Here is an 18,061-nt window from a genome sequence, read left to right as displayed (position 1 = left end):
CGAAAACGCCGTCACGGGCGTGACGGCGCGCTGCGCTGCAGGGTCCGGGCCACGCGTCGATGGTTCGACGCCGGCCCCGGAAGGTCAAGCCGGGGACATCCCGCGGACCGCCAGTCGCCAAGGCGACGCCGCGCGCCGGCGTGCCGGCGGCGTGGCCGGGCGTGAGCCCGACACGGTGATGAAAGCCGGCTCCAGCGCCGACACCAGCATGCGCCGGTGCCGGTCGCCCACGAAGCGCTCCCCGGGCGACAGCACGATGTCGCGGCGGTCATGGTCCAGCGTGATCCACACGCTGCCGCTGCGGCATTCGACGCCCACACCCTCGCCGTCGGGGACAGCGAAGATGCCGCGCTTGGCCAGCGTCAGGTGCAAGGTGTCGGAAGTCGTGGAAGTGGCAGGCATAGAAGGCTCCGTTGCATTCGGTGTTGGAATGAATATAGTGAGCCGGTCCCCCCGCGTCACACGTTCAATAGGAACTCGTTGCATGCGTGCAGAGAATGCGAAACCCTCTTCGCGGCCGCCCGTGACCGGGCTTCCGCCGCTGGAGCTGATGCGCAGCTTCGAAGCCGCGGCGCGCACGCTCAGCTTCACGCAGGCGGCGCAGGAGCTGTTCCTGACCCAGTCGGCCGTCAGCCGCCAGATCCAGCAGCTCGAGGCCAGCCTCGGTTTGCTGCTCTTCGAGCGCCGCCACCGTGCCCTGGCGCTCACCGAGGCCGGCGGCGTGCTGCAGCGCGCCGTGGTCGAGAGCCTGGAGCGTCTGCGCGACGCCACCGCGCGCCTGCGTGCCATGCCGACGCTGCGCCAGGTCGCCATCACCTGCACCCCCGGCTTTGCGTCGTTCTGGCTGATTCCGCGACTGGCGCGCTTCACCGCCGACCATCCGCAGGTCGACGTGCGGGTGTCGGCCAAGCTGGAGGTGCTGGACCTGGAGCAGGACCGGCTCGACGTGGCGGTGCGTTTCGTGCCGATCGAGCGCGGCACCGGTCCGGCGCTGTTCGAGGAGTCGGTGATGCCGCTGTGCGCCCCGCAGGTCGCGAAGCTGCTGCGCACGCCGGACGACCTGGCGCAGCAGACGCTGCTGACCATCGAGATGATGCACCCCGGAGACCCGCCTACCGTCGAATGGGAGCCGTGGCTGGAGCTCATGGGGCTGGCGGACGTGCGCACGAAGAACACCGTGCGCTTCACCCACTACACCGAGGCCGTGGCCGCCGCGGTGGCCGGACAGGGCGTGGTGATCGGGCGGATGCCGCTGCTGCGCGACCTGGTGCAAGGCGGCAGCTTGGTGGCGCCGTTCGGGATGGGGGCGTCCTCGCGGCGCGCCTACTTCATCGAGACCTCGCGTCGTGCGGCTTACAACGCCGATGCGCAGGACTTCGTCCGCTGGCTGCGCGCGGAGACCGAGGTGGCGCGGCGCGGTTGAGACGGCCTCAGCGCGCCGGCGTGGCGGCCGTCGCGGCCCCCGCGACCCGGGTGCCGAACATTGCCGCCAGCGAGCGTGTCTCGGGCAGCACGTAGACGACCCCGCGCCGCGTGCCGAGCAGCGGCTTCACATGCATGTCGTAGAAAGCGGCCGGCACGTTGATGCAGCCGTAGGAAATGCGGTTGTCGGCGATGGTGGGGGTTGCCAGCCGCTCCAGCCGTCGCTCCGCAGGATTGGTGGCGCGCACGCGGTGCATCGACACCGCGGCGTCGTAGTCGACCCAGACGATGTCCTCGCCCTGCAGGTTGCGGCCCGGCTCGCTCGCGAAGCGGCCGGCGGGCGTGGTGCGCTCTTCGGGGCGGATCTGCGCCATCGGCCGTTCGCCGATGCCCGGCACCGAGTCGTCGCCGCGCGCCAGCCCCAGCAGGATCGGCGAGGAGCCGCGCTCTTTGCCCGAAGCGTCGAACACGTGGACGCGTGCGCCTTTCTTGTCGACCACCGCGAAGGCCGCGCCGCCGTTGTCGCCGGTCGCGCGCACCCATTGCACCAGGGTGCCCACATCGCCCTGCGCGCGCGCGGGCGCGGGCAGGGCGAGCGCTGCCCCCAGGGCGAGCAGCGCCACGCCCGACGCGGACGCAGACAGTCGCCGGGCGCGATCCACCGCGCAGCGCGCGGCGATCGCCGATGGCACGGCCGTGCGGCTCAGGCTCATGGCAGACGGACTCAGTTGCGGTCCGCGCGGGCCATGCGGGTCGTGTCCGCGGAAGAGGTCGCCGGTCTCGTGGTGTCGGTCGACGACGACATCGTGCCGCTGCCCGACATGTTGTCGCGGGGCGCCGGGCTCGAGCTCATCGTGCCGGCACTCTGGTTCTGCGGCGTGGTGCCGGTCGTGCCCATCGGCGTGTTGTTCTGGCTTTGCTGGCCCGCGCCGGTCGCGGGGTTGGGTGAGCTGGTGGTCGGCGGGTTGCCCTGCGCGATCGCGAAGCCGGCTGCGCCGGCGAGGGCCAGGGCGGCCGCGGATGTCTTCAGTACGTTCGAGATCGAGATGGATGTCATGGTGTTCTCCTTGAGGGGTGGATGTGACGTTGGCTGTGGCCTCAGCGTTTCCCAACGTAGACCCATGGCCCGGGGTCGTGGTCGGTGGTCCGCGCGCATGGGTGTAGGACGAGCAGCGTGACTTCGGAAGGGCATGGCGGCGCGGCCGCACCGCGCCGCATTACAGTTCGGGGCTTGGTCCTGGCGCGAGGCGCCGGCTTGGCGCACCTGAATTCTCATGACTCCGAACCCTGCAGACACCGACACCCCGTCTTCCATCCCGCAGCCTGCTGCCGCCCCCGGCAAGGCCTCGCGTCGACGCCGCAAGCCCCGGAATGCAGGCCAGCCGCAGGCAAACCCGCAGGGGACGCAGCCGCTTGCCGACGCGCCGCAGAAGCAGCAACAGCCGCGGCCCCGCAAACCCCATCCCGTGCTGGAACGCCTGTTCGAGCTTTATCCGCAACTGTTCGGCGCGCGCTTCCTGCCGCTGAAGCTCGGCGTCTACGAGGACCTGCTGGCCCGGCATCCCGACGTGTTCAAGCCCGAGGACCTGAAGATCGCGATGGGCCTGCATGCGCGCTCCACCCGCTACCTCGAAGCGGTCGCCTCCGGCAAGCCGCGCCATGACCTGGACGGCAACCCAGTCGAGCCGGTCGCGCCGGGACATGTGCATCACGCCATCCTCGAAGTCTTCCGCCGGCGCCAGGGCCGCAGCAGCGAAGATCTGCGCCCGCAGCTGCGCGCGCAACTCATCCGCGCCATCGAGGCCTCCGGCCTGTCGCGCGAGGACTACGTGATGGCCGTCGGCGGACGAGACGAGGCCGCGAACGCGGCGCTTGACGAAGCCTTCGCCGAGCTCGGGGAGCGCAACGCCAGGCGTGAAGCGCTGCGGCGTGCCTTCGAGGCCAGCGGCCGCGGCGTCGATGAGTTCGCCGAGATGTACGGGATGGATCCCGCCGAGGTCCGCCGCGCGCTGAAAGGGCCGCGGCGTCAGGCGGCCGCCAGCACGGGCGAATGAGCAGGCACGCGCGGCCTATGCGCCGCGCGCAGGAATGGCGTAGGTCCCCACGGCATGGGCCACGATGTCGCTGCTCCCCTCCGAATAGAGGCTGACTTCGCCAACTGCCAGCGTGCGGCCCAGCTTGATGAGCTTGCACACGCCGAGGATGCGCGCGCTGGCCGCCGGCTTGCGCAGGAAGTTGATGTTCAAACTCGTGGTCACCGTCAGCGGGACGATGCCGATCTCGCCGAGGATGGCGACATAGAGCGCCACGTCGGCCGTGGCCATGAGCACCGGGCCCGAGACCGTGTTGCCCGGCCGCAGTTCGGCAGCGCCGATCTCGTGCGCCACGGTCGCGCCGCGGTCGCCGGCTTCGAGCACGGCCACCTTCGTCTGCGGAAACTCCCTGGCGATGAACGCCGCGATCTCTTCCTTGGTGGCGGGCATGCGCAACCTCGGATCAGGCCTGGCCGGCCTTCACCTTCAGGCGCCACGCGTGCAGCAGGGGCTCGGTGTAGCCGCTGGGCTGCTCCACGCCCTTGAACACGAGGTCCTGCGCAGCCTTGTACGCAGCGGAGCTCGCGAAGTTGCCGGCCATGTTCCTGTACAGCGGATCGCCCGCGTTCTGCTGGTCCACCACGGCCGCCATGCGCTGGAAGGTGGCGTCCACCTCTTCCTTCGTCACCACGCCGTGCAGCAGCCAGTTGGCGATGTGCTGGCTGGAGATGCGCAGCGTCGCGCGGTCTTCCATGAGGCCGACGTTGTGGATGTCGGGCACCTTGGAGCAGCCCACGCCCTGGTCGATCCAGCGCACCACGTAGCCGAGGATGCCCTGCACGTTGTTGTCCAGCTCCTGCTGCCGCTCGGCGGCGCTCCACTTCGCTTCAGGCGCCACCGGCACCTTCAGCAGGTCGTTCAGGATGTTGTCGCGCTCGGCATCCGCATCGATCTTCTCCAGCTCCTTCTGCACCTCGGCCACGTTCACGCGGTGGTAGTGCAGCGCATGCAGCGTGGCCGCGGTGGGCGAGGGCACCCAGGCCGTGTTGGCGCCGGCCTTGGGGTGGCCGATCTTCTGCTCCAGCATCGCGGCCATCAGGTCGGGCATGGCCCACATGCCCTTGCCGATCTGCGCCTTGCCGCGCAGGCCGCAGGACAGGCCCACCATCACGTTGTTCTTCTCGTAGGCCGTGATCCAGGGCGTGGTCTTCATGTCGCCCTTGCGCAGCATCGGGCCGGCGCGCATGGCGGTGTGCATCTCGTCGCCGGTGCGGTCCAGGAAGCCGGTGTTGATGAAGGCCACGCGCCCTGCCGCCTCGGCGATGCAGGCCTGCAGGTTGACGCTGGTGCGGCGCTCCTCGTCCATGATGCCCAGCTTCACCGTGTCGGCGGGCAGGCCCAGCATCTGCTCGACGCGGCCGAACAGCTCGCTGGCGAAGGCCACTTCGGCCGGGCCGTGCATCTTGGGCTTGACGATGTAGACGCTGCCGGTGCGCGAGTTGCCCTTGCGCTTCAGGTCGATGGTCGCGATGGTGGTGGTGATCACCGCGTCCATGATCCCCTCGGGGATTTCCTTGCCGTCGCCGTAGAGGATGGCCGGGTTGGTCATCAGGTGGCCCACGTTGCGCACGAACATCAGGGAGCGGCCATGCAGCTTGACGGGCTGGCCGTCGGCGCCGGTGTATTCGCGGTCGGGGTTCAGGCCGCGGGTGAAGGTCTTGCCGCCCTTGGCCACTTCCTCGGTCAGCGTGCCCTGCAGGATGCCCAGCCAGTTCGAATACGCGAGCACCTTGTCCTGTGCATCGACCACCGCCACCGAGTCCTCGAGGTCGAGGATGGTGGACAGGGCCGCTTCCAGCACCACGTCGCTGATGCCGGCCGGGTCGCCCTTGCCGATGGGCGTGCTGCGGTCGATGCGGATGTCGAGGTGGATGCCGTTGTGCTTGAGCAGCACCGCGCTCGGCGCCGAGGCATCCCCCTGGTAGCCGATGAACTGCGAAGGATCGGCCAGCGGTGTGCTGCTGCTCTGCAGGGCGACCATCAACTGGCCGTCCTTCACCGCGTAGCCGGTCGCGTTCTTGTGCGACCCGTTGGCCAGCGGCGCGGACTGGTCCAGCACCTCGCGCGCGAACGCGATGACCTTGGCGCCGCGCACCGGGTTGTAGCCGGGGCCCTTCTCGGCACCGCCGGTCTCGGGGATGGCGTCGGTGCCGTAGAGCGCGTCGTAGAGCGAGCCCCAGCGCGCGTTGGCTGCGTTCAGCGCGTAGCGGGCATTGAGGATCGGCACCACCAGTTGCGGGCCGGCCTGCAGCGCCAGCTCGGCATCGACGTTCGCGGTGGTGGCTTTCACGCCCTTGGGCTGGGGCAGCAGGTAGCCGATCTTTTCGAGGAAGGCGCGATAAGCCGGCATGTCGGTGATCGGGCCCGGATGGGCCTGGTGCCAGCGGTCCAGCTCGGCCTGCAGGCGGTCGCGCTCGGCGAGCAGCGCGACGTTCTTCGGTGCCAGGTCGGCGACGATCGCGTCGAAGCCCTTCCAGAAAGTGTCGCTGGCGACGCCGGTGGCCGGCAGCACCTGTTCTTCGATGAAGCGATGAAGGTCGGTGGCGACCTGGAGGCCGTGGACGGTCGTGCGGGCGGTCATGTTTTCTGCTCCTTGAACTCAAGACGGACGAATACAGCCGAGGACTGTATTCGATACTCCCTTGGTCTGTAAGATCCCAAAAGAGCGTTTTATCAATGACCAGAATGAAGGTAATCGGCGCAGATGGGACCCCCGGTCGTCTTAGAAATGCTGGAAAGCCGGCAAAGGGTAGGCCCTGATGAGCGGCCCGCCCCTGCGCCCTAGATTCGATCCCTTGAATCAATAGGGGCGCCCCGATGATCCTTCTGGCTTCCAACGAGAACCCGCTCGGCATGCCCGAATCCGCCCGCCGCGCCGCGGCGGCCGCCTTGCAGGGCGCCGGCCACTACCCCGACAGCAACGGTACCGCGCTCAAACATGCGCTCTCGGCCCGTCTCGACGTGCCGATGGACTGGCTCACCCTGGGCTGCGGCTCCAGCGAGATTCTGGAACTCGCGGCGCAGGTCTGCGTGCAGCCGGGGGAAGGGGTCGTGTATTCGCGGTACGGCTTCGTGGTCTACGGCCAGGCGGCGGCGCATGCGCATGCGCGCAGCACCGTGGTGCCCGCGCGCGATTTCGGCCATGACCTCGCGGCCATGCGGGCGGCGGTCGGCGAGGACACGCGCCTGGTCTTCATCGCCAATCCGAACAACCCCACCGGCACCTTCCTCGAGGCCGCGGCGCTGCTCGACTTTCTCGAATCGCTGCCGGCCGGGGTGACCGTGCTGCTGGACGAGGCCTACACCGAATACCTCGCGCCGGCCCAGCGCTACGACAGCATCGCGTGGGTGCGGCGCTTCCCCCACCTGATCGTGGCGCGCACTTTCTCCAAGGCCTACGGGCTCGCCGGGATGCGCATCGGCTACGGCGTCGCGCAGCCGGCGCTGGCGGCGCGGCTCAACGCCAGGCGGCCGCGCTTCAACGTCAGCACGCCAGCCCAGGCGGCCGCGGTCGCGGCGCTGGGCGACGATGCCTTTCTCGCGCGCAGCTACCAGCTCAATCACGTCGGCCGCGCGCAGCTCGAGAACGGTCTGCACGAACTGCGGCTGGCGTCCATCCCCTCGGCGGGCAACTTCCTGATGGTCCAGGTCGGCGAGGGCCGCACCGTGCATGCGCGCCTGCTGGCGGCCGGCATCGAGGTCGCGCTGCTCGACAACTACGGCCTGCCGCAGTGGCTGCGCATCACCGTCGGGCTGCCGGAGCAGAACGCGGCCGTGCTGGCGGCGCTGCGCGACCACGCGCCGGCACGCTGAGCGGGCAGGGCTGCGCGAGGCGAAGGCGCGCGCACGTCGCGTGAACGCCGCACTTTCGCCGAGCGACGAATCAACGTGGATTTCTCGGGTGCCTCCCTATCGGGCCTACAAGCCGCTGCTCGAGACGCTGGGGCTGACCTACGACGGATGCCGCCGAATGATCCCGGTGCGCGCGCCTATACGAGTCCCGTGAGCTGCTTCGCACACGCCAGCACCGGCTCGACGTGCCGCTCGTCATAGCGGTGCGCCGGCATGGTCAGCGTGAGCGCCGCGGCCAGCCGGCCATCGGCATGGAACACCGGCGCCGAGATCCCGCCCAGCTCGGCCGAGCGGTCGCCGACCATGGCGCAATAGCCCTGCGCGCGGATGGCGTCGTAGAGCCGGCGCTCCTTCGCGCCGCGCGGGCGTTCGGCCTCCGGCCCGAAGGCGATCAGGATGCGCGCGCCGGCGCCGCGGTCCCTGGGCAGCAGGTCGCCGGGGCGCACGTGGTCGCGCACCACGTGGGGTGAATCCACACGGTAGAGGCACAGGCGCGCCCAGGTGCCGCCCTGTTCCTGGCGCACGTGGTAGGCCGCGCTCTCGCCCGTGGCCGCGACCAGTTCGCGCAGCACCGGCGGCACGACTGCGTCCAGCGAGAAGGCGGCGGCGTAGAGGCCATGCAGGCGCGCGATCTCCGGGCCCAGGGCATAGCGGCCGTCTTCCAGCCGGCGCAGCAACTGCGCATGCGCCAGCGAGGCGAGCAGGCGCAGGGCCGTGCTCTTGTAGAGCTGGGTGCGCTCGGCGAACTGCGCCAGGCTCAAGGCCTCGTCGCCGGGCTGGAAGCACGACAGCAGGCTGAGGGCACGGTCGACCGCGGCAGCGCCGCCGGGCGCGGCGTGGAGGTCGGCGACCGATTCGGTCTGGGCTTTGCGGGGCATGGCGTCGCGGCTTGACAGCGGGGTACGGGCTGGCGTGTAATTCTGTTCAAAAGAATATAGTTCTGTAAGTTAGAACGGTCAAGATGATCGTTCGCACGGCGAAATCCATGTCTCCTCCTCCCGATGTCCTGATCAGCGAAGTCGGCCCCCGCGACGGCCTGCAATCCGTCCATGCCACCATGCCCACCGCGGACAAACTGCGCTGGATCGACGCGCTGCACGCCGCCGGCTTGCGCGAGATCGAGGTGGCCTCCTTCGTGCCGGCCCGCCTGCTGCCGCAGATGGCCGATGCCGCCGAGGTGGTGCGCCACGCCGCCACGCTGCCCGGGCTCACGGTGATGGCGCTGGTGCCCAACCGCAAGGGTGCCGAGGCCGCGCTGGCCGCCGGGGTGCACAAGCTCACCATGCCCGTGTCGGCCAGCGTCGCCCATTCGCTGGCCAACGTGCGCAAGACCCGCGAGCAGATGGTCGAGGAGGTGCGGTCCATCGCCGCACTGCGCCGCGAACGCGCGCCGCATGTGATGCTGGAGGCCGGCATCTCCACCGCCTTCGGCTGCACGCTGCAAGGCGAGGTTCCGGAGGACGAAGTGATCCGCCTGGCCGTGCAGTGCGTCGAAGCGGGCGCCGACGAATCGGGCCTGTCCGACACGGTCGGCTACGCCAACCCGGCCCAGGTCCGCCGCCTGTTCCGCCGCCTGCGCGCCGAGCTGGGTGAGCGCGCCGGCGCCGCCCACATGCACAACACGCGCGGCCTCGGCCTGGCCAACTGCCTGGCGGCGTACGAAGAAGGCGTTCGCACCTTCGACGCCTCGCTCGGCGGGCTGGGCGGCTGCCCCTACGCGCCGGGCGCCTCCGGCAACGTGGTAACCGAAGACCTGGTCTTCATGTTCGAGGCCATGGGCGTGGCCACCGGCATCGACATCGACAAACTCATTGCCGCCCGCGCCCCGCTGATGGCGGGACTGCCGGGCGAACCGGTCTACGGCATGACGCCCGAGGCCGGCCTGCCCAAGGGCTTCATCCGAGGAAACACACATGCCTGAGCGCCATCCCGCCCCGTTGCCGTATGCCGGCATCCGCGTCGTCGAATTCACCCACATGGTGATGGGCCCCACCTGCGGGCTGCTCCTGGGCGACCTCGGCGCCGAGGTCATCAAGGTCGAGCCCATCGAGGGCGATGCCACGCGCCGCCTGCTGGGCTCGGGCGCGGGTTTCTTCCCCACCTTCAACCGCAACAAGAAGAGCATCGCGCTCGACCTCAAGAAGCCCGAGGGCGTGCAGGCCGCGCTGCGCCTGATCGCCACCGCCGACATCGTCAGCGAGAACTTCAAGCCCGGCACCATGAAGAAGCTGGGCCTGGACTACGAGAGCCTGAAGAAGCTCGACCCGCGCCTCATCTACGTGAGCCACAAGGGCTTCCTGCCCGGCCCCTACGACCACCGCACCGCGCTCGACGAGGTGGTGCAGATGATGGGCGGGCTGGCCTACATGACCGGCCGCGTCGGCGACCCGCTGCGCGCCGGCACCAGCGTCAACGACATCATGGGCGGCATGTTCGGCGCCATCGGCGCGATGGCCGCGCTGCGCCAGCGCGAGCAGACCGGCGAGGGCTGCGAGGTGCAGTCGGCGCTGTTCGAGAACAACATCTTCCTGGTCGCGCAGCACATGATGCAGTTCGCGGCCACCGGCAAACCCGCCGACCCCATGCCCAGCCGCATTTCGGCCTGGGGCGTGTACGACGTCTTCACCGTCAAGGACGGCGAGCAGATCTTCCTGGCCGCGGTCAGCGACAAGCAGTGGGCCATCTTCTGCAAGGCCTTCGGCCTGGCGGAGATGCTGGCCGATCCGCGCCTGGCGACCAACAACGACCGCGTGCGGGCGCGTGACTGGATGATGCCGATGCTGCGCTCGCACCTGGCTGGCTTCAGCGCGGCCGAGCTGGCCGCGGTGTTCGAGAAGAACGAGCTGCCCTTCGCGCCCATCGCCAAGCCGCACGAGCTGTTCGACGATCCGCACCTCAACGCCACGGGCGGCCTGGCGCCGGTGCGCATGAACGATGGAAGCGAATCGAAGGTGCCGCTGATGCCCTTCACCCTGGGTGGCGAGCGGCTGGGCATCCGCCAGCAGCCGCCGCTGCTGGGCGAGCACGGCAGCGAGCTGCTGCAAGACGTCGGTTACAGCGAGGCGGACATCGCTTCACTCAGGCAGCGGCACGTCGTTGGCGGGGACTGAGGGTGCCCCGCGCCAGTGAGCCGCGCGCCCGTTGCGCCGCCCCCGTTGCCACCACGTGCCATCGAGCGCATCAAGGCGTGCCAGCCCGGCATGCCGATGTCGTACTCCACCGAGATCCAGCGCCACCAGAACCTGGCGAAGTTGGTATTGCGCACGATGCGCCTGCTCATGGCTTGCGCTGCACCAGCCAGAAACCCGCGACGATCAGAGCGGTCGCCGGCGCGAGCTGCCAGGGCAGGGACTCGTCCAGCAGCAGGGCCCCGAACACCACCCCTGCGAGTGCGACGACGTAGCCGAGGAAGCTCATGACCACCGCGCTCGCGCGACGCTGCAGCTCGAAGAAGGCGATGGCGCCGGCTGCGGCAGCAAGCACCTGCAGGCCGACCCAGGGCAGGCCGCCCGCATCCAGGCCGGCCATGGACGGCGGGCTCCAGGACCACACGGGCAGCAGCAGTACGGACGCACCAAGTGCCATCGCGGCGCCCAGCCACTCCGCAGGTACGCCGGAAGGCAGGAAGCACGCCCGATACAGGTTGCCGGCCGCGATCGCGGCGGGGATGCCCATGAGGGCCAGGATCGCCCCGAGCGACACGGCGCCTGCCTCCATGTGGGCCCACGCGAGCCACAGGGCGCCTGCCAAGCCCAGGCCGACGGACGCCACGCGCGACCAGCGCGGAGGCTCGAGGCCGGCGGCCATGCCGCCGGCTAGCGTGAGCAGCGGCGGCAGCGTGTAGGCGAGTGCCGCGAAGCTTGCCCCGGCCTCGGAGGAAAGCCAGGCGGCCAGCGTGTTGGGCGCGGCCAGGCCCAGCAGCCCGCTCACCGTCCCGAAAAGGGCCAGGCGCCACGGACGCGCAGGCAGCCCGTGGCGGCACCATCCGAGTAGCGCCAGCAAGAGTCCCGAGGCCACGACGGACAAGAGCACGAACGCCACCGGCCCTACGCCGTCGGCGGCGGCAAGCTTGCCCAGGGGCAGCGCGGCGCCCAAGGCGAGCCCGGCGGCCAACAGCAGCATCCAGCGAACGCCAGCGCCGGGCAGCGGGTGCGGCACGGAGGACCTTTGCGTGCCGTGCGGCGAGCGACCAGGTGGGTGGCCGTCGATGGGATCAGGTTTCATTGGAGGGCTCGAAGGAGTCAGTCCTTCGAAGGTAGGTCCGCGCCGCGGCCTTGCCTAAGCGCCGCGCACGCCAGGACCATTCACGCGGCGTGAACAGTGTGGCGCCGATGCATCGCGATGCGCGCGCGGAACAGATGCAGCCGCTGGCGTCAGGCGGCGCGGACGGGCAGGGTCGCGGATTCGGTTAGGCGCGCCTTCAGGAACCGCACGAGCGCAGTGACGCGCGCCGGCTGGTAACGACGGCTTGAGTACAGCGCGTAGAGCGTGCGCGGCTCGGTGCGGTATTCCTCGAGCGCTGGTTCGAGTTCCGGAGCTCGCGCCAGCAGGACGCGCGGCACCAGGCCCACTCCCTCGCCGCGTCGCAGCGCCTCCAGCAGGAACAGGCTGTTGTCGGTGCGCAGCCGGCTCGCGGCGTGCACGAAGTGCTCGCCGTCTGGCCCGAAGAACTGCCACTGCGACCCGTCGCTGCCCAGGAGATACGGCAGGCATTCGGCCGGGCGGAGCTCCCGTGGATGGCGGGCCTTGCCGCGGCGGCGCCAGTACTCCGCGGCGGCGACCACGGAACGCTCGATGTCCCCGATGGGCGTGGCCACCAGGCTGGAGTCCTCCAGCTTGCCCTTGCCGCGCAGGGCCACGTCGACACCGTCCCGCACGAGGTCGACCGGCCGGTCGTCCAAACGCACCTCGAGCTGCACCTGCGGATGCGCCGCGGCGAAGTCCAGCAGGTGCGAGCCGAGCCAGCCGAGCGTGAGCGAAACGGGCGTCGCAACCACCATGCGCCCGGCCGGCGCGCGCCCCGCATCGCGGATGGTGTTGAGCGTGTCCTCGGTGTCGACCAGGACCCGCTTGCAGTACGCATAGAACTGCTCGCCGGCAGCGGTCAGTTGCATGGAACGCGTCGTGCGCTGCAGGAGTTGGCTCGAAGTCCATGCCTCCAGCGACTGCACTGCCTTGGTGACGAGCGCGCGCGAACAATCCAGGTCGCGTGATGCGGCGGCGAAGCTGCCGGTCTCCACGACGCGGCAGAAGCACTGGATGGCCTGGTGTCTGTCCATCCGGCGAGTATGGCCGCAGCGAGGGTGGCCGCGTCAGCAGGGGGCGGCTTCGCTGCCGCGGGGAGGCTCGGGAAAGGTCAGCCGCCGCTCGTGGCGAACACGGCGGGCAGCCAGAGCGCGAGTTGCGGGAAGGCAGCCAGAACGCCGATCATCGCCAGCATCGTGAGCACAAAGGGCAGGACGCCGACGATCACCGCGCCCATGGTCCCGCCCTTGCGCACGCTCTGCACCACGAACAGGTTCAGACCGACCGGCGGGGTGATCAGCGCGAGTTCGACCAGCAGGATCACGATGATGCCGAACCAGATCGGGTCAAATCCCAGCGCCACCATCACGGGCGCCACGATCGGGATCGTGGTGATCATCATCGACAGCGTCTCCATGAAGCAGCCGAGCACGAGGTAGAACAGGACCACGGCCAGCAGCATCCATGCGGGCGGCAGGCCCAGCCCCCGGATGAAGTCGGTGATCGCCTGCGTCAGTCCCGTGGAGGCCAGCACGAAGTTCAGGAAGGTCGATCCCGCCACGATCAGCATGATCATTGCCGTCGCCTTCATCGTCCCTTCCACTGCCTCGCGCAGCATCTCCAGCCGCAGCCGACCGCGCTGCCATGCCAGGCCTACGGCGCCAGCGACCCCCAGCGCGGCGGCCTCGGTGGGCGTGGCCACGCCGGCGTAGATCGAACCGACCACCAGCAGGAAGACGCCCATGGGCGGCACCAGGTCGAGCAGGCTCGCCCAGCGCTCGCCCCAGCTCGCGCGCACCGGCTCCCCGCCCCAAGCGGGGCGCAGCGTGCACGCCAGCGCGATGGTCAGCATGAACAGCGCCGCCAGCACCAGTCCGGGCAGGATGCCGGCCAGGTACAGCTTGGGCACCGACGTGTTGGTGAGCACCCCGTAGATCACGAGGTTGATGGAGGGGGGGATCAGGATGCCCAGCGTGCCGCCCGCTGCGATGCTCCCCAGGAAGAGAGGCTCGTTGTAGCGGTACTTGGCGATCTGCGGGATCGAGACGGTGCCGACCGTCGCCGACGTCGCGACGCTGGACCCGGACGTGGCGGCGAACAGCGTGCACGCGCCGATGTTCGCGTGCATGAGCCCGCCCGGCAGCCAGGACAGCCAGAGCGCCATGGCGCGGTACATGCCTTCGGCGAAGCCGGCGCGCAGCAGCACCTCCCCGAGCAGCACGAACAGGGGGACCGCGACGAGGAGGAACTCGGTGCTGGAACTCCACGTGAGCTCGCCGATGGCGCCATACAGGGGCAGCATGGAGTACATGCCGTCGAGCCCGAGCCCAAGAAGCCCGAGGGCGACCCCCACGGGGATGCTGAGGCCGACCAGGACCAGCAGCAATGCGAGTGCGACTGGGATCATTTCCGTTCTCCTTGCACGATCCGTTCTCCGGCCGAGGCTTCCTCGACTGCTTCTTCCTTCGCGGACCGCACGCCGGCCCACCGCTGCACGCTCGCCACGTCGCCGTGCACGAGGGCACTGCCCGCGCGCAGAAGCAGTAGCCCCGTGACGATGCACATCCAGGCGATGCCGAGGAACCACAGGAGCTGCGGAATCCACAGGTGCATGCCCAGCGCGCTGTTGGAGCGAGAGTCCTGCGCGAAGGACTGCCGCACCACATCGAAGCCGAAGCGGGCCAGGTAGGCGAAGAAGATGGCGAATGCCACCAGGCACAGCCAGTCGACGGCGGCGGCCACCCGGGTGGGCAGCCGGTGGTACAGGACGTCCACGCGCACGTGCGCGCGTTGCAGCGTTGCGAACGCGAACGCCCACGATGTGCTGATGGCGAACACGTAGCCCGCCAGCTCGTCGCTGCCGCCGATGCCGCGGCCGGCGATCTTGCGCAGCAGCACGTCGACGGTGATGAGCAGAACGCTCGCGAGCGTCAGCGCGCCCGCCGCCCACACAGCGATGCGCGAGAGCCTGCCGGCCCACGCCAGCGCGGCATCCAGCAAGGAGGTGCCGTGCCGCGCCTCGGCCGGCAGGGGCTCCAGGAGGGGAGTAGGGATGTTCACGGCCGTGCCTTACTTCGCGGCGACCAGCCCGAGGTTGCGCCCGATAGTCGCATTGAAGCTCTGCACGCAGTCGGCCGAGCAGCGCGCGGCCCACTTGGGCAGCACGGCTTCGGTCATCACCTTGCGCAGCAGGGCGCGGTCCGCCTCGCTGGGCGTGACCAGCACCATCCGCCCCTTCACCGGATGCGGGCAGCTGGCCGCGCCCGTGTTGCAGTCGATCCCCTCGCGGGTCTGCTGTTCCGCCGCCGCCCAGATCTCGTTGACCATCACTGTGATGTTCTTCTGCAGGAAGGCGCGGACCTGTGGGTCCAGCTTCTCCCAGCTCTTCTGGCCCACCGCATGCATCTGCTGGTTCCAGTTCACCGGCAGGGTGAACAGGTGCGTGCTGACCTCGTACCACTTGGCCGAGTAGCCGGACATCGAGCCCGAGATGGCGCAATCCACCACCTTGTTCTGCAGCGCCGGCACGACCTCCGCGAACGCGAGGGTCACGCTGGAGCCGCCCAGGGCCTCGACGAACTCGGCCTGGGTGCGGCTGCTGGTGCGCACCTTCTTGCCGCGGATGTCGGCGAGGCCGCGTACCGGCGCATTGCAGAAGAATACTTGCGCGGGATAAGTGGAGATGCCGAGGAGCTTCACCCGCGAGCCCTCGCCGTACAACTTTTCGTAGACGGGCGAGAACAGGTCGGTGACCTCGCGCGCCTTCTTCACGTCGGGCGCCAGGCCCGCCAGGTCGATGGCTTCGTTGATCGGGTTGTCACCGGCGAAGTACGCCAGCGGCGCCGTGCCGAATTCGACCACGCCGCTGGACATGAGTCGCAGCAGCTCCGGGCCCTTCATGCCCATCTCGTTGAAGCCGCGGATCTCCGCGGTCACGCGGCCGCCCGAGAGTTCCGGCACCTTGCGCGTCCAGAACGGAAGCTCGTGGTCCTTGTAGGGCGGCAGCGTGCTGACGCTGCCCACCACCTTCAGGGTGGTGCGAGGCAGCTCCTGCGCCGCGGCATGCAGGCAGAACGCGGCGCCCAGCAGGGCGGCGAGGATGCGGGTCTTCATGGATGTCTCCTTCGTGCGCAGGCCGGGCCTGCAAAGTGGTTCAAGGGGTCTCGCCGTGGAACTGGAGCGGCAGCGAGGCGACGTCCTCGCAGTCCTCCAAGCGGCGCAGCCGTGTGCGCAGGCCATGGGCCTGCGCGGCGGAGAGCGGCCGCGCGGCGAACGCGCAGCAGCGGTCGAACTTCCGGTCCTGCTCGGAGGGGGGCAGGGGGCGCGATGGGTGCCCGAGCAATTCCTCGAGCCGCAGCGTGTGGCGCAGCCCGCTCCTGAGCAGGACCTCCACCGCCTGCGGCCCGCCGATGGCGTTCGGATCGGGGTTGCCGTTGTCCACGACGGCGACGCGCGCTGCGAGGGCGAGTCGGGCCGGGTCGCGCAGCGCCGCCGGTTGGAAGTCCTGCAGGCTCACGGAGCCCGTCTGCAGGGCGGTCGCCACCGCATAGGCCATGCAGAGCCGCGCGTAGCCGGCGTCCATGTCCGGCCTCGCCGGCCGCCCCACCAGGCGCTTGACGAGCGCCGAAGCATGCACCGTGACGCGCTCCACGTCCGCAGCGACGAATCCGTGCTCGCGCGCCAGCCGCAAGGCGCCCTCGATCCCGCCGTGCGTCGCGCGCCCGGTCGGATACGGCTTGTGGCTCATGCGGGCGATCTGGAACACGCGCCCGACGTCCGCCTCCGCGGCGGCCCAATCGGCCTGGCCGAAGTCGAACAGGGCGAAATAGCCGAAGCGGCCCTGCAGGAAGTCGTGCGGCCCGGGAAAGTCGCAAGCCGCCAGGGCGCAGGCGGTGACGGCGGCGCGCGCGTTGAAGCCCACCTGCATGCCCACCGCTGCCGAGCCCTCCACGTGCGCCTGCATGGTTCCGGAGAGATGGCTGTAGGCGAGTCCCAGGGCATCCAGCATCCGCGTGCCGTCCAGCCCAGACAGCTTGGCGACTGCCGCCGTGGCGCCCAGGGCGCCGCACATGGCGGGCCGGAAAAAAGCCATCGGCGCGCGCTGCGCCAGCCCGACGTGGATCGCCACGTCGAGCCCCAGGGTGACGGCGGCGATCAACTGCCGCCCGGAGACGCCGCCATGCGCCTGCGCATAGCCCATGCACGCGGGCAGCAGGCAGGCCATCGCGTGGATCACCGCGCGATCGTGGATGCAGTCGAATTCCTGGTTGAACACCTGGTAGGCGTTCAGCAGGACCGCCGATTCCCAGGGCGCCGTCTCGCCGGACCCCCAAACCGTGGCCGTGCCCGGGCCGGCCCTGCCCGCGCCCGCGCCCAGCGCGACGAGGGCCGCGTGCACTTGCGCCATCCGGGGATGGCGCGAGCCGGCGATGCCGACGCCCACCGCGTCGAGGATGAAGGTCTTCGCGGCCTCGCGGACGTCGTCCGGCAGGTCGTCGTACCCATGGTCCTGCACGTGGGCGACGAGGCGGTCGGCGGCGTTCATGGCGCGGCCTCGTCGGTCGGGGCAGGCACCTGCGCGCCGTACCACTGCGCGATGCCGCTACCCTGCAGGAACGCCACCTCCGGCGAGGCCATCAGCCGGTCCAGCATCGCTTCGAAATCAGCGAACCGGTGCGGCACGCCCATGATGTGCGGATGCAGGCCGAGCGCCAGCACCCTGGGCAGCCCCGTTCCCCGCACTTCGCGCTCGAACAGCGCCAGCGTGCGGCTGAGCCGCATCAGCATCTCCGGCGACGAGTGTTTCTCGACGGCGTAGATGACCGAGTCGTTCAGCTCCAGGTTGTAGGGTACGGCCAGCAGCGGGCCGGACGAGGTGCGCAGCCAGTCGGGGAGATCGTCCATGCACCAGTCGCAGACATATTCCACGCCGGCTTCGCGCAGCACCTCCGGCGTCCTTTCCGTCTCGCGCAGGCCGGGCGACAGCCACCCCCTGGGCGGTTGGCCTGTGAATGCGCGCAGCCTGTCCAGCGCGGCACCGATCACTTCGGCCTCGGGTGCGGCGTCCTGCAGGCTTTTCTGGTGCACGCCGTGGCCGATGAACTCCCAGCCGGCGGCGAGCATCGCCTCGGCGGCGCGCGGATATGCGTCGATCACGCTGGCGTTGCAGCTCGCGGATGCGGGCAGGGCGCGCTCTTGCAGGGCCCGCAGCATGCGCGGCAGGCCGCAGCGCATGCCGTAGTCGACCCAGCTGAAATTCGGCACGTCCGGCACGCTCGCGCGCCCGTGCGGCGGCGTGAGCAGGGTGCGGGGCATGGCCTGGTCGAAAGGCCAGTGCTCGACGTTCACCACGACGTGCACGAGGATCCGCGCACCGCCGACGCTCTGCAGCGGCGGGCGTTCGTCGGAAAAGCGGTAGGGGACACGGGGATGGCTCATGGTGTCGTTCT

The 18,061-nt window shown here is 69.9% G+C and carries 18 protein-coding genes; 5 read left to right on the top strand and 13 right to left on the bottom strand.

Annotated elements, in window-relative coordinates:
- Positions 1–84: 84 nt before the first annotated feature.
- A complete protein-coding gene (locus ABEA07_RS27125; protein WP_345541812.1) occupies positions 85–402 on the bottom strand; it encodes a DUF2917 domain-containing protein in 318 nt (105 codons plus the stop codon).
- Positions 403–484: 82 nt separating this feature from the next.
- Between ABEA07_RS27125 and ABEA07_RS27120 the strand changes: the two genes are divergently transcribed.
- Positions 485–1,423, top strand: a complete 939-nt coding sequence (locus tag ABEA07_RS27120) for a LysR substrate-binding domain-containing protein (protein WP_345541811.1) — start codon at positions 485–487, stop codon at positions 1,421–1,423.
- 7 nt (positions 1,424–1,430) lie between these two features.
- Here the strand turns inward: ABEA07_RS27120 and ABEA07_RS27115 are convergent, their stop codons facing one another.
- Both ABEA07_RS27115 and ABEA07_RS27110 read right to left on the bottom strand, forming a co-directional pair.
- Positions 1,431–2,135, bottom strand: coding sequence for a L,D-transpeptidase (locus ABEA07_RS27115; RefSeq protein ID WP_345541809.1), 705 nt, complete (start codon positions 2,133–2,135; stop codon positions 1,431–1,433).
- An 11-nt stretch (positions 2,136–2,146) separates the two neighbouring features.
- Positions 2,147–2,479, bottom strand: a complete 333-nt coding sequence (locus ABEA07_RS27110) for a proteophosphoglycan ppg4 (protein ID WP_345541808.1) — start codon at positions 2,477–2,479, stop codon at positions 2,147–2,149.
- Between the two features lie 217 nt (positions 2,480–2,696).
- On the opposite strand from ABEA07_RS27110, the gene ABEA07_RS27105 reads away from it, so the two are divergent.
- Entirely contained in the window at positions 2,697–3,476 is a 780-nt protein-coding gene (locus ABEA07_RS27105; protein WP_345541807.1) for a ProQ/FINO family protein, read from the top strand.
- A 15-nt stretch (positions 3,477–3,491) separates the two neighbouring features.
- On the opposite strand, the gene ABEA07_RS27100 is transcribed toward ABEA07_RS27105, so the two are convergent.
- The gene (locus ABEA07_RS27100) at positions 3,492–3,905 is read right to left on the bottom strand and encodes a PaaI family thioesterase (protein ID WP_345541806.1); all 414 of its coding nucleotides are present in this window, start codon (positions 3,903–3,905) and stop codon (positions 3,492–3,494) included.
- A 13-nt stretch (positions 3,906–3,918) separates the two neighbouring features.
- Positions 3,919–6,096: a malate synthase G gene (locus tag ABEA07_RS27095; protein WP_345541804.1), complete on the bottom strand. Its 2,178-nt coding sequence runs from the start codon at positions 6,094–6,096 to the stop codon at positions 3,919–3,921.
- 236 nt (positions 6,097–6,332) lie between these two features.
- Here ABEA07_RS27095 and hisC point away from each other — a divergent pair, with 236 nt between their 5' ends.
- Positions 6,333–7,328 (top strand): histidinol-phosphate transaminase, encoded by a 996-nt coding sequence (hisC, locus tag ABEA07_RS27090; protein ID WP_345541803.1) that lies wholly within the window; start codon positions 6,333–6,335, stop codon positions 7,326–7,328.
- A gap of 176 nt (positions 7,329–7,504) precedes the next feature.
- Here the strand turns inward: hisC and ABEA07_RS27085 are convergent, their stop codons facing one another.
- Positions 7,505–8,245, bottom strand: coding sequence for an IclR family transcriptional regulator (locus tag ABEA07_RS27085; RefSeq protein WP_345541802.1), 741 nt, complete (start codon positions 8,243–8,245; stop codon positions 7,505–7,507).
- Between the two features lie 107 nt (positions 8,246–8,352).
- On the opposite strand from ABEA07_RS27085, the gene ABEA07_RS27080 reads away from it, so the two are divergent.
- On the top strand, positions 8,353–9,288 hold the full coding sequence (locus tag ABEA07_RS27080) for a hydroxymethylglutaryl-CoA lyase (RefSeq protein ID WP_345541801.1): 936 nt from the start codon (positions 8,353–8,355) through the stop codon (positions 9,286–9,288).
- A complete protein-coding gene (locus ABEA07_RS27075) occupies positions 9,281–10,477 on the top strand; it encodes a CaiB/BaiF CoA transferase family protein (protein WP_345541800.1) in 1,197 nt (398 codons plus the stop codon). The genes ABEA07_RS27080 and ABEA07_RS27075 overlap by 8 nt, the downstream gene beginning before the upstream one ends.
- Positions 10,478–10,643: 166 nt before the next feature.
- Here ABEA07_RS27075 and ABEA07_RS27070 read toward each other — a convergent pair whose 3' ends face one another.
- The 7 genes from ABEA07_RS27070 to ABEA07_RS27040 all read right to left on the bottom strand — a co-directional run bounded on the left by ABEA07_RS27070 (position 10,644) and on the right by ABEA07_RS27040 (position 18,050).
- Positions 10,644–11,591 carry a DMT family transporter gene (locus ABEA07_RS27070; RefSeq protein WP_345541799.1) on the bottom strand — a complete coding sequence of 316 codons (948 nt, stop codon included), beginning with the start codon at positions 11,589–11,591 and terminating at the stop codon, positions 10,644–10,646.
- A 149-nt stretch (positions 11,592–11,740) separates the two neighbouring features.
- A complete protein-coding gene (locus ABEA07_RS27065; RefSeq protein WP_345541798.1) occupies positions 11,741–12,646 on the bottom strand; it encodes a LysR family transcriptional regulator in 906 nt (301 codons plus the stop codon).
- 77 nt (positions 12,647–12,723) lie between these two features.
- Positions 12,724–14,019 carry a TRAP transporter large permease gene (locus tag ABEA07_RS27060; protein WP_345541796.1) on the bottom strand — a complete coding sequence of 432 codons (1,296 nt, stop codon included), beginning with the start codon at positions 14,017–14,019 and terminating at the stop codon, positions 12,724–12,726.
- Positions 14,016–14,666: a TRAP transporter small permease subunit gene (locus tag ABEA07_RS27055; RefSeq protein WP_425584183.1), complete on the bottom strand. Its 651-nt coding sequence runs from the start codon at positions 14,664–14,666 to the stop codon at positions 14,016–14,018. The genes ABEA07_RS27060 and ABEA07_RS27055 overlap by 4 nt, the downstream gene beginning before the upstream one ends.
- 15 nt (positions 14,667–14,681) lie before the next feature.
- On the bottom strand, positions 14,682–15,725 hold the full coding sequence (locus tag ABEA07_RS27050) for a TRAP transporter substrate-binding protein (RefSeq protein ID WP_345541794.1): 1,044 nt from the start codon (positions 15,723–15,725) through the stop codon (positions 14,682–14,684).
- Between the two features lie 40 nt (positions 15,726–15,765).
- Positions 15,766–17,157: an MmgE/PrpD family protein gene (locus ABEA07_RS27045; RefSeq protein WP_345541793.1), complete on the bottom strand. Its 1,392-nt coding sequence runs from the start codon at positions 17,155–17,157 to the stop codon at positions 15,766–15,768.
- Positions 17,154–18,050, bottom strand: coding sequence for a polysaccharide deacetylase family protein (locus tag ABEA07_RS27040; RefSeq protein WP_345541792.1), 897 nt, complete (start codon positions 18,048–18,050; stop codon positions 17,154–17,156). Before ABEA07_RS27040 ends, ABEA07_RS27045 begins: the two co-directional genes overlap by 4 nt.
- Positions 18,051–18,061: the final 11 nt, after the last annotated feature.

The sequence above is a fragment of the Variovorax defluvii genome, assembly GCF_039541515.1.
Lineage (GTDB): Bacteria > Pseudomonadota > Gammaproteobacteria > Burkholderiales > Burkholderiaceae_C > Variovorax > Variovorax defluvii.
This window is presented reverse-complemented; position numbering and strand designations above follow the sequence as displayed.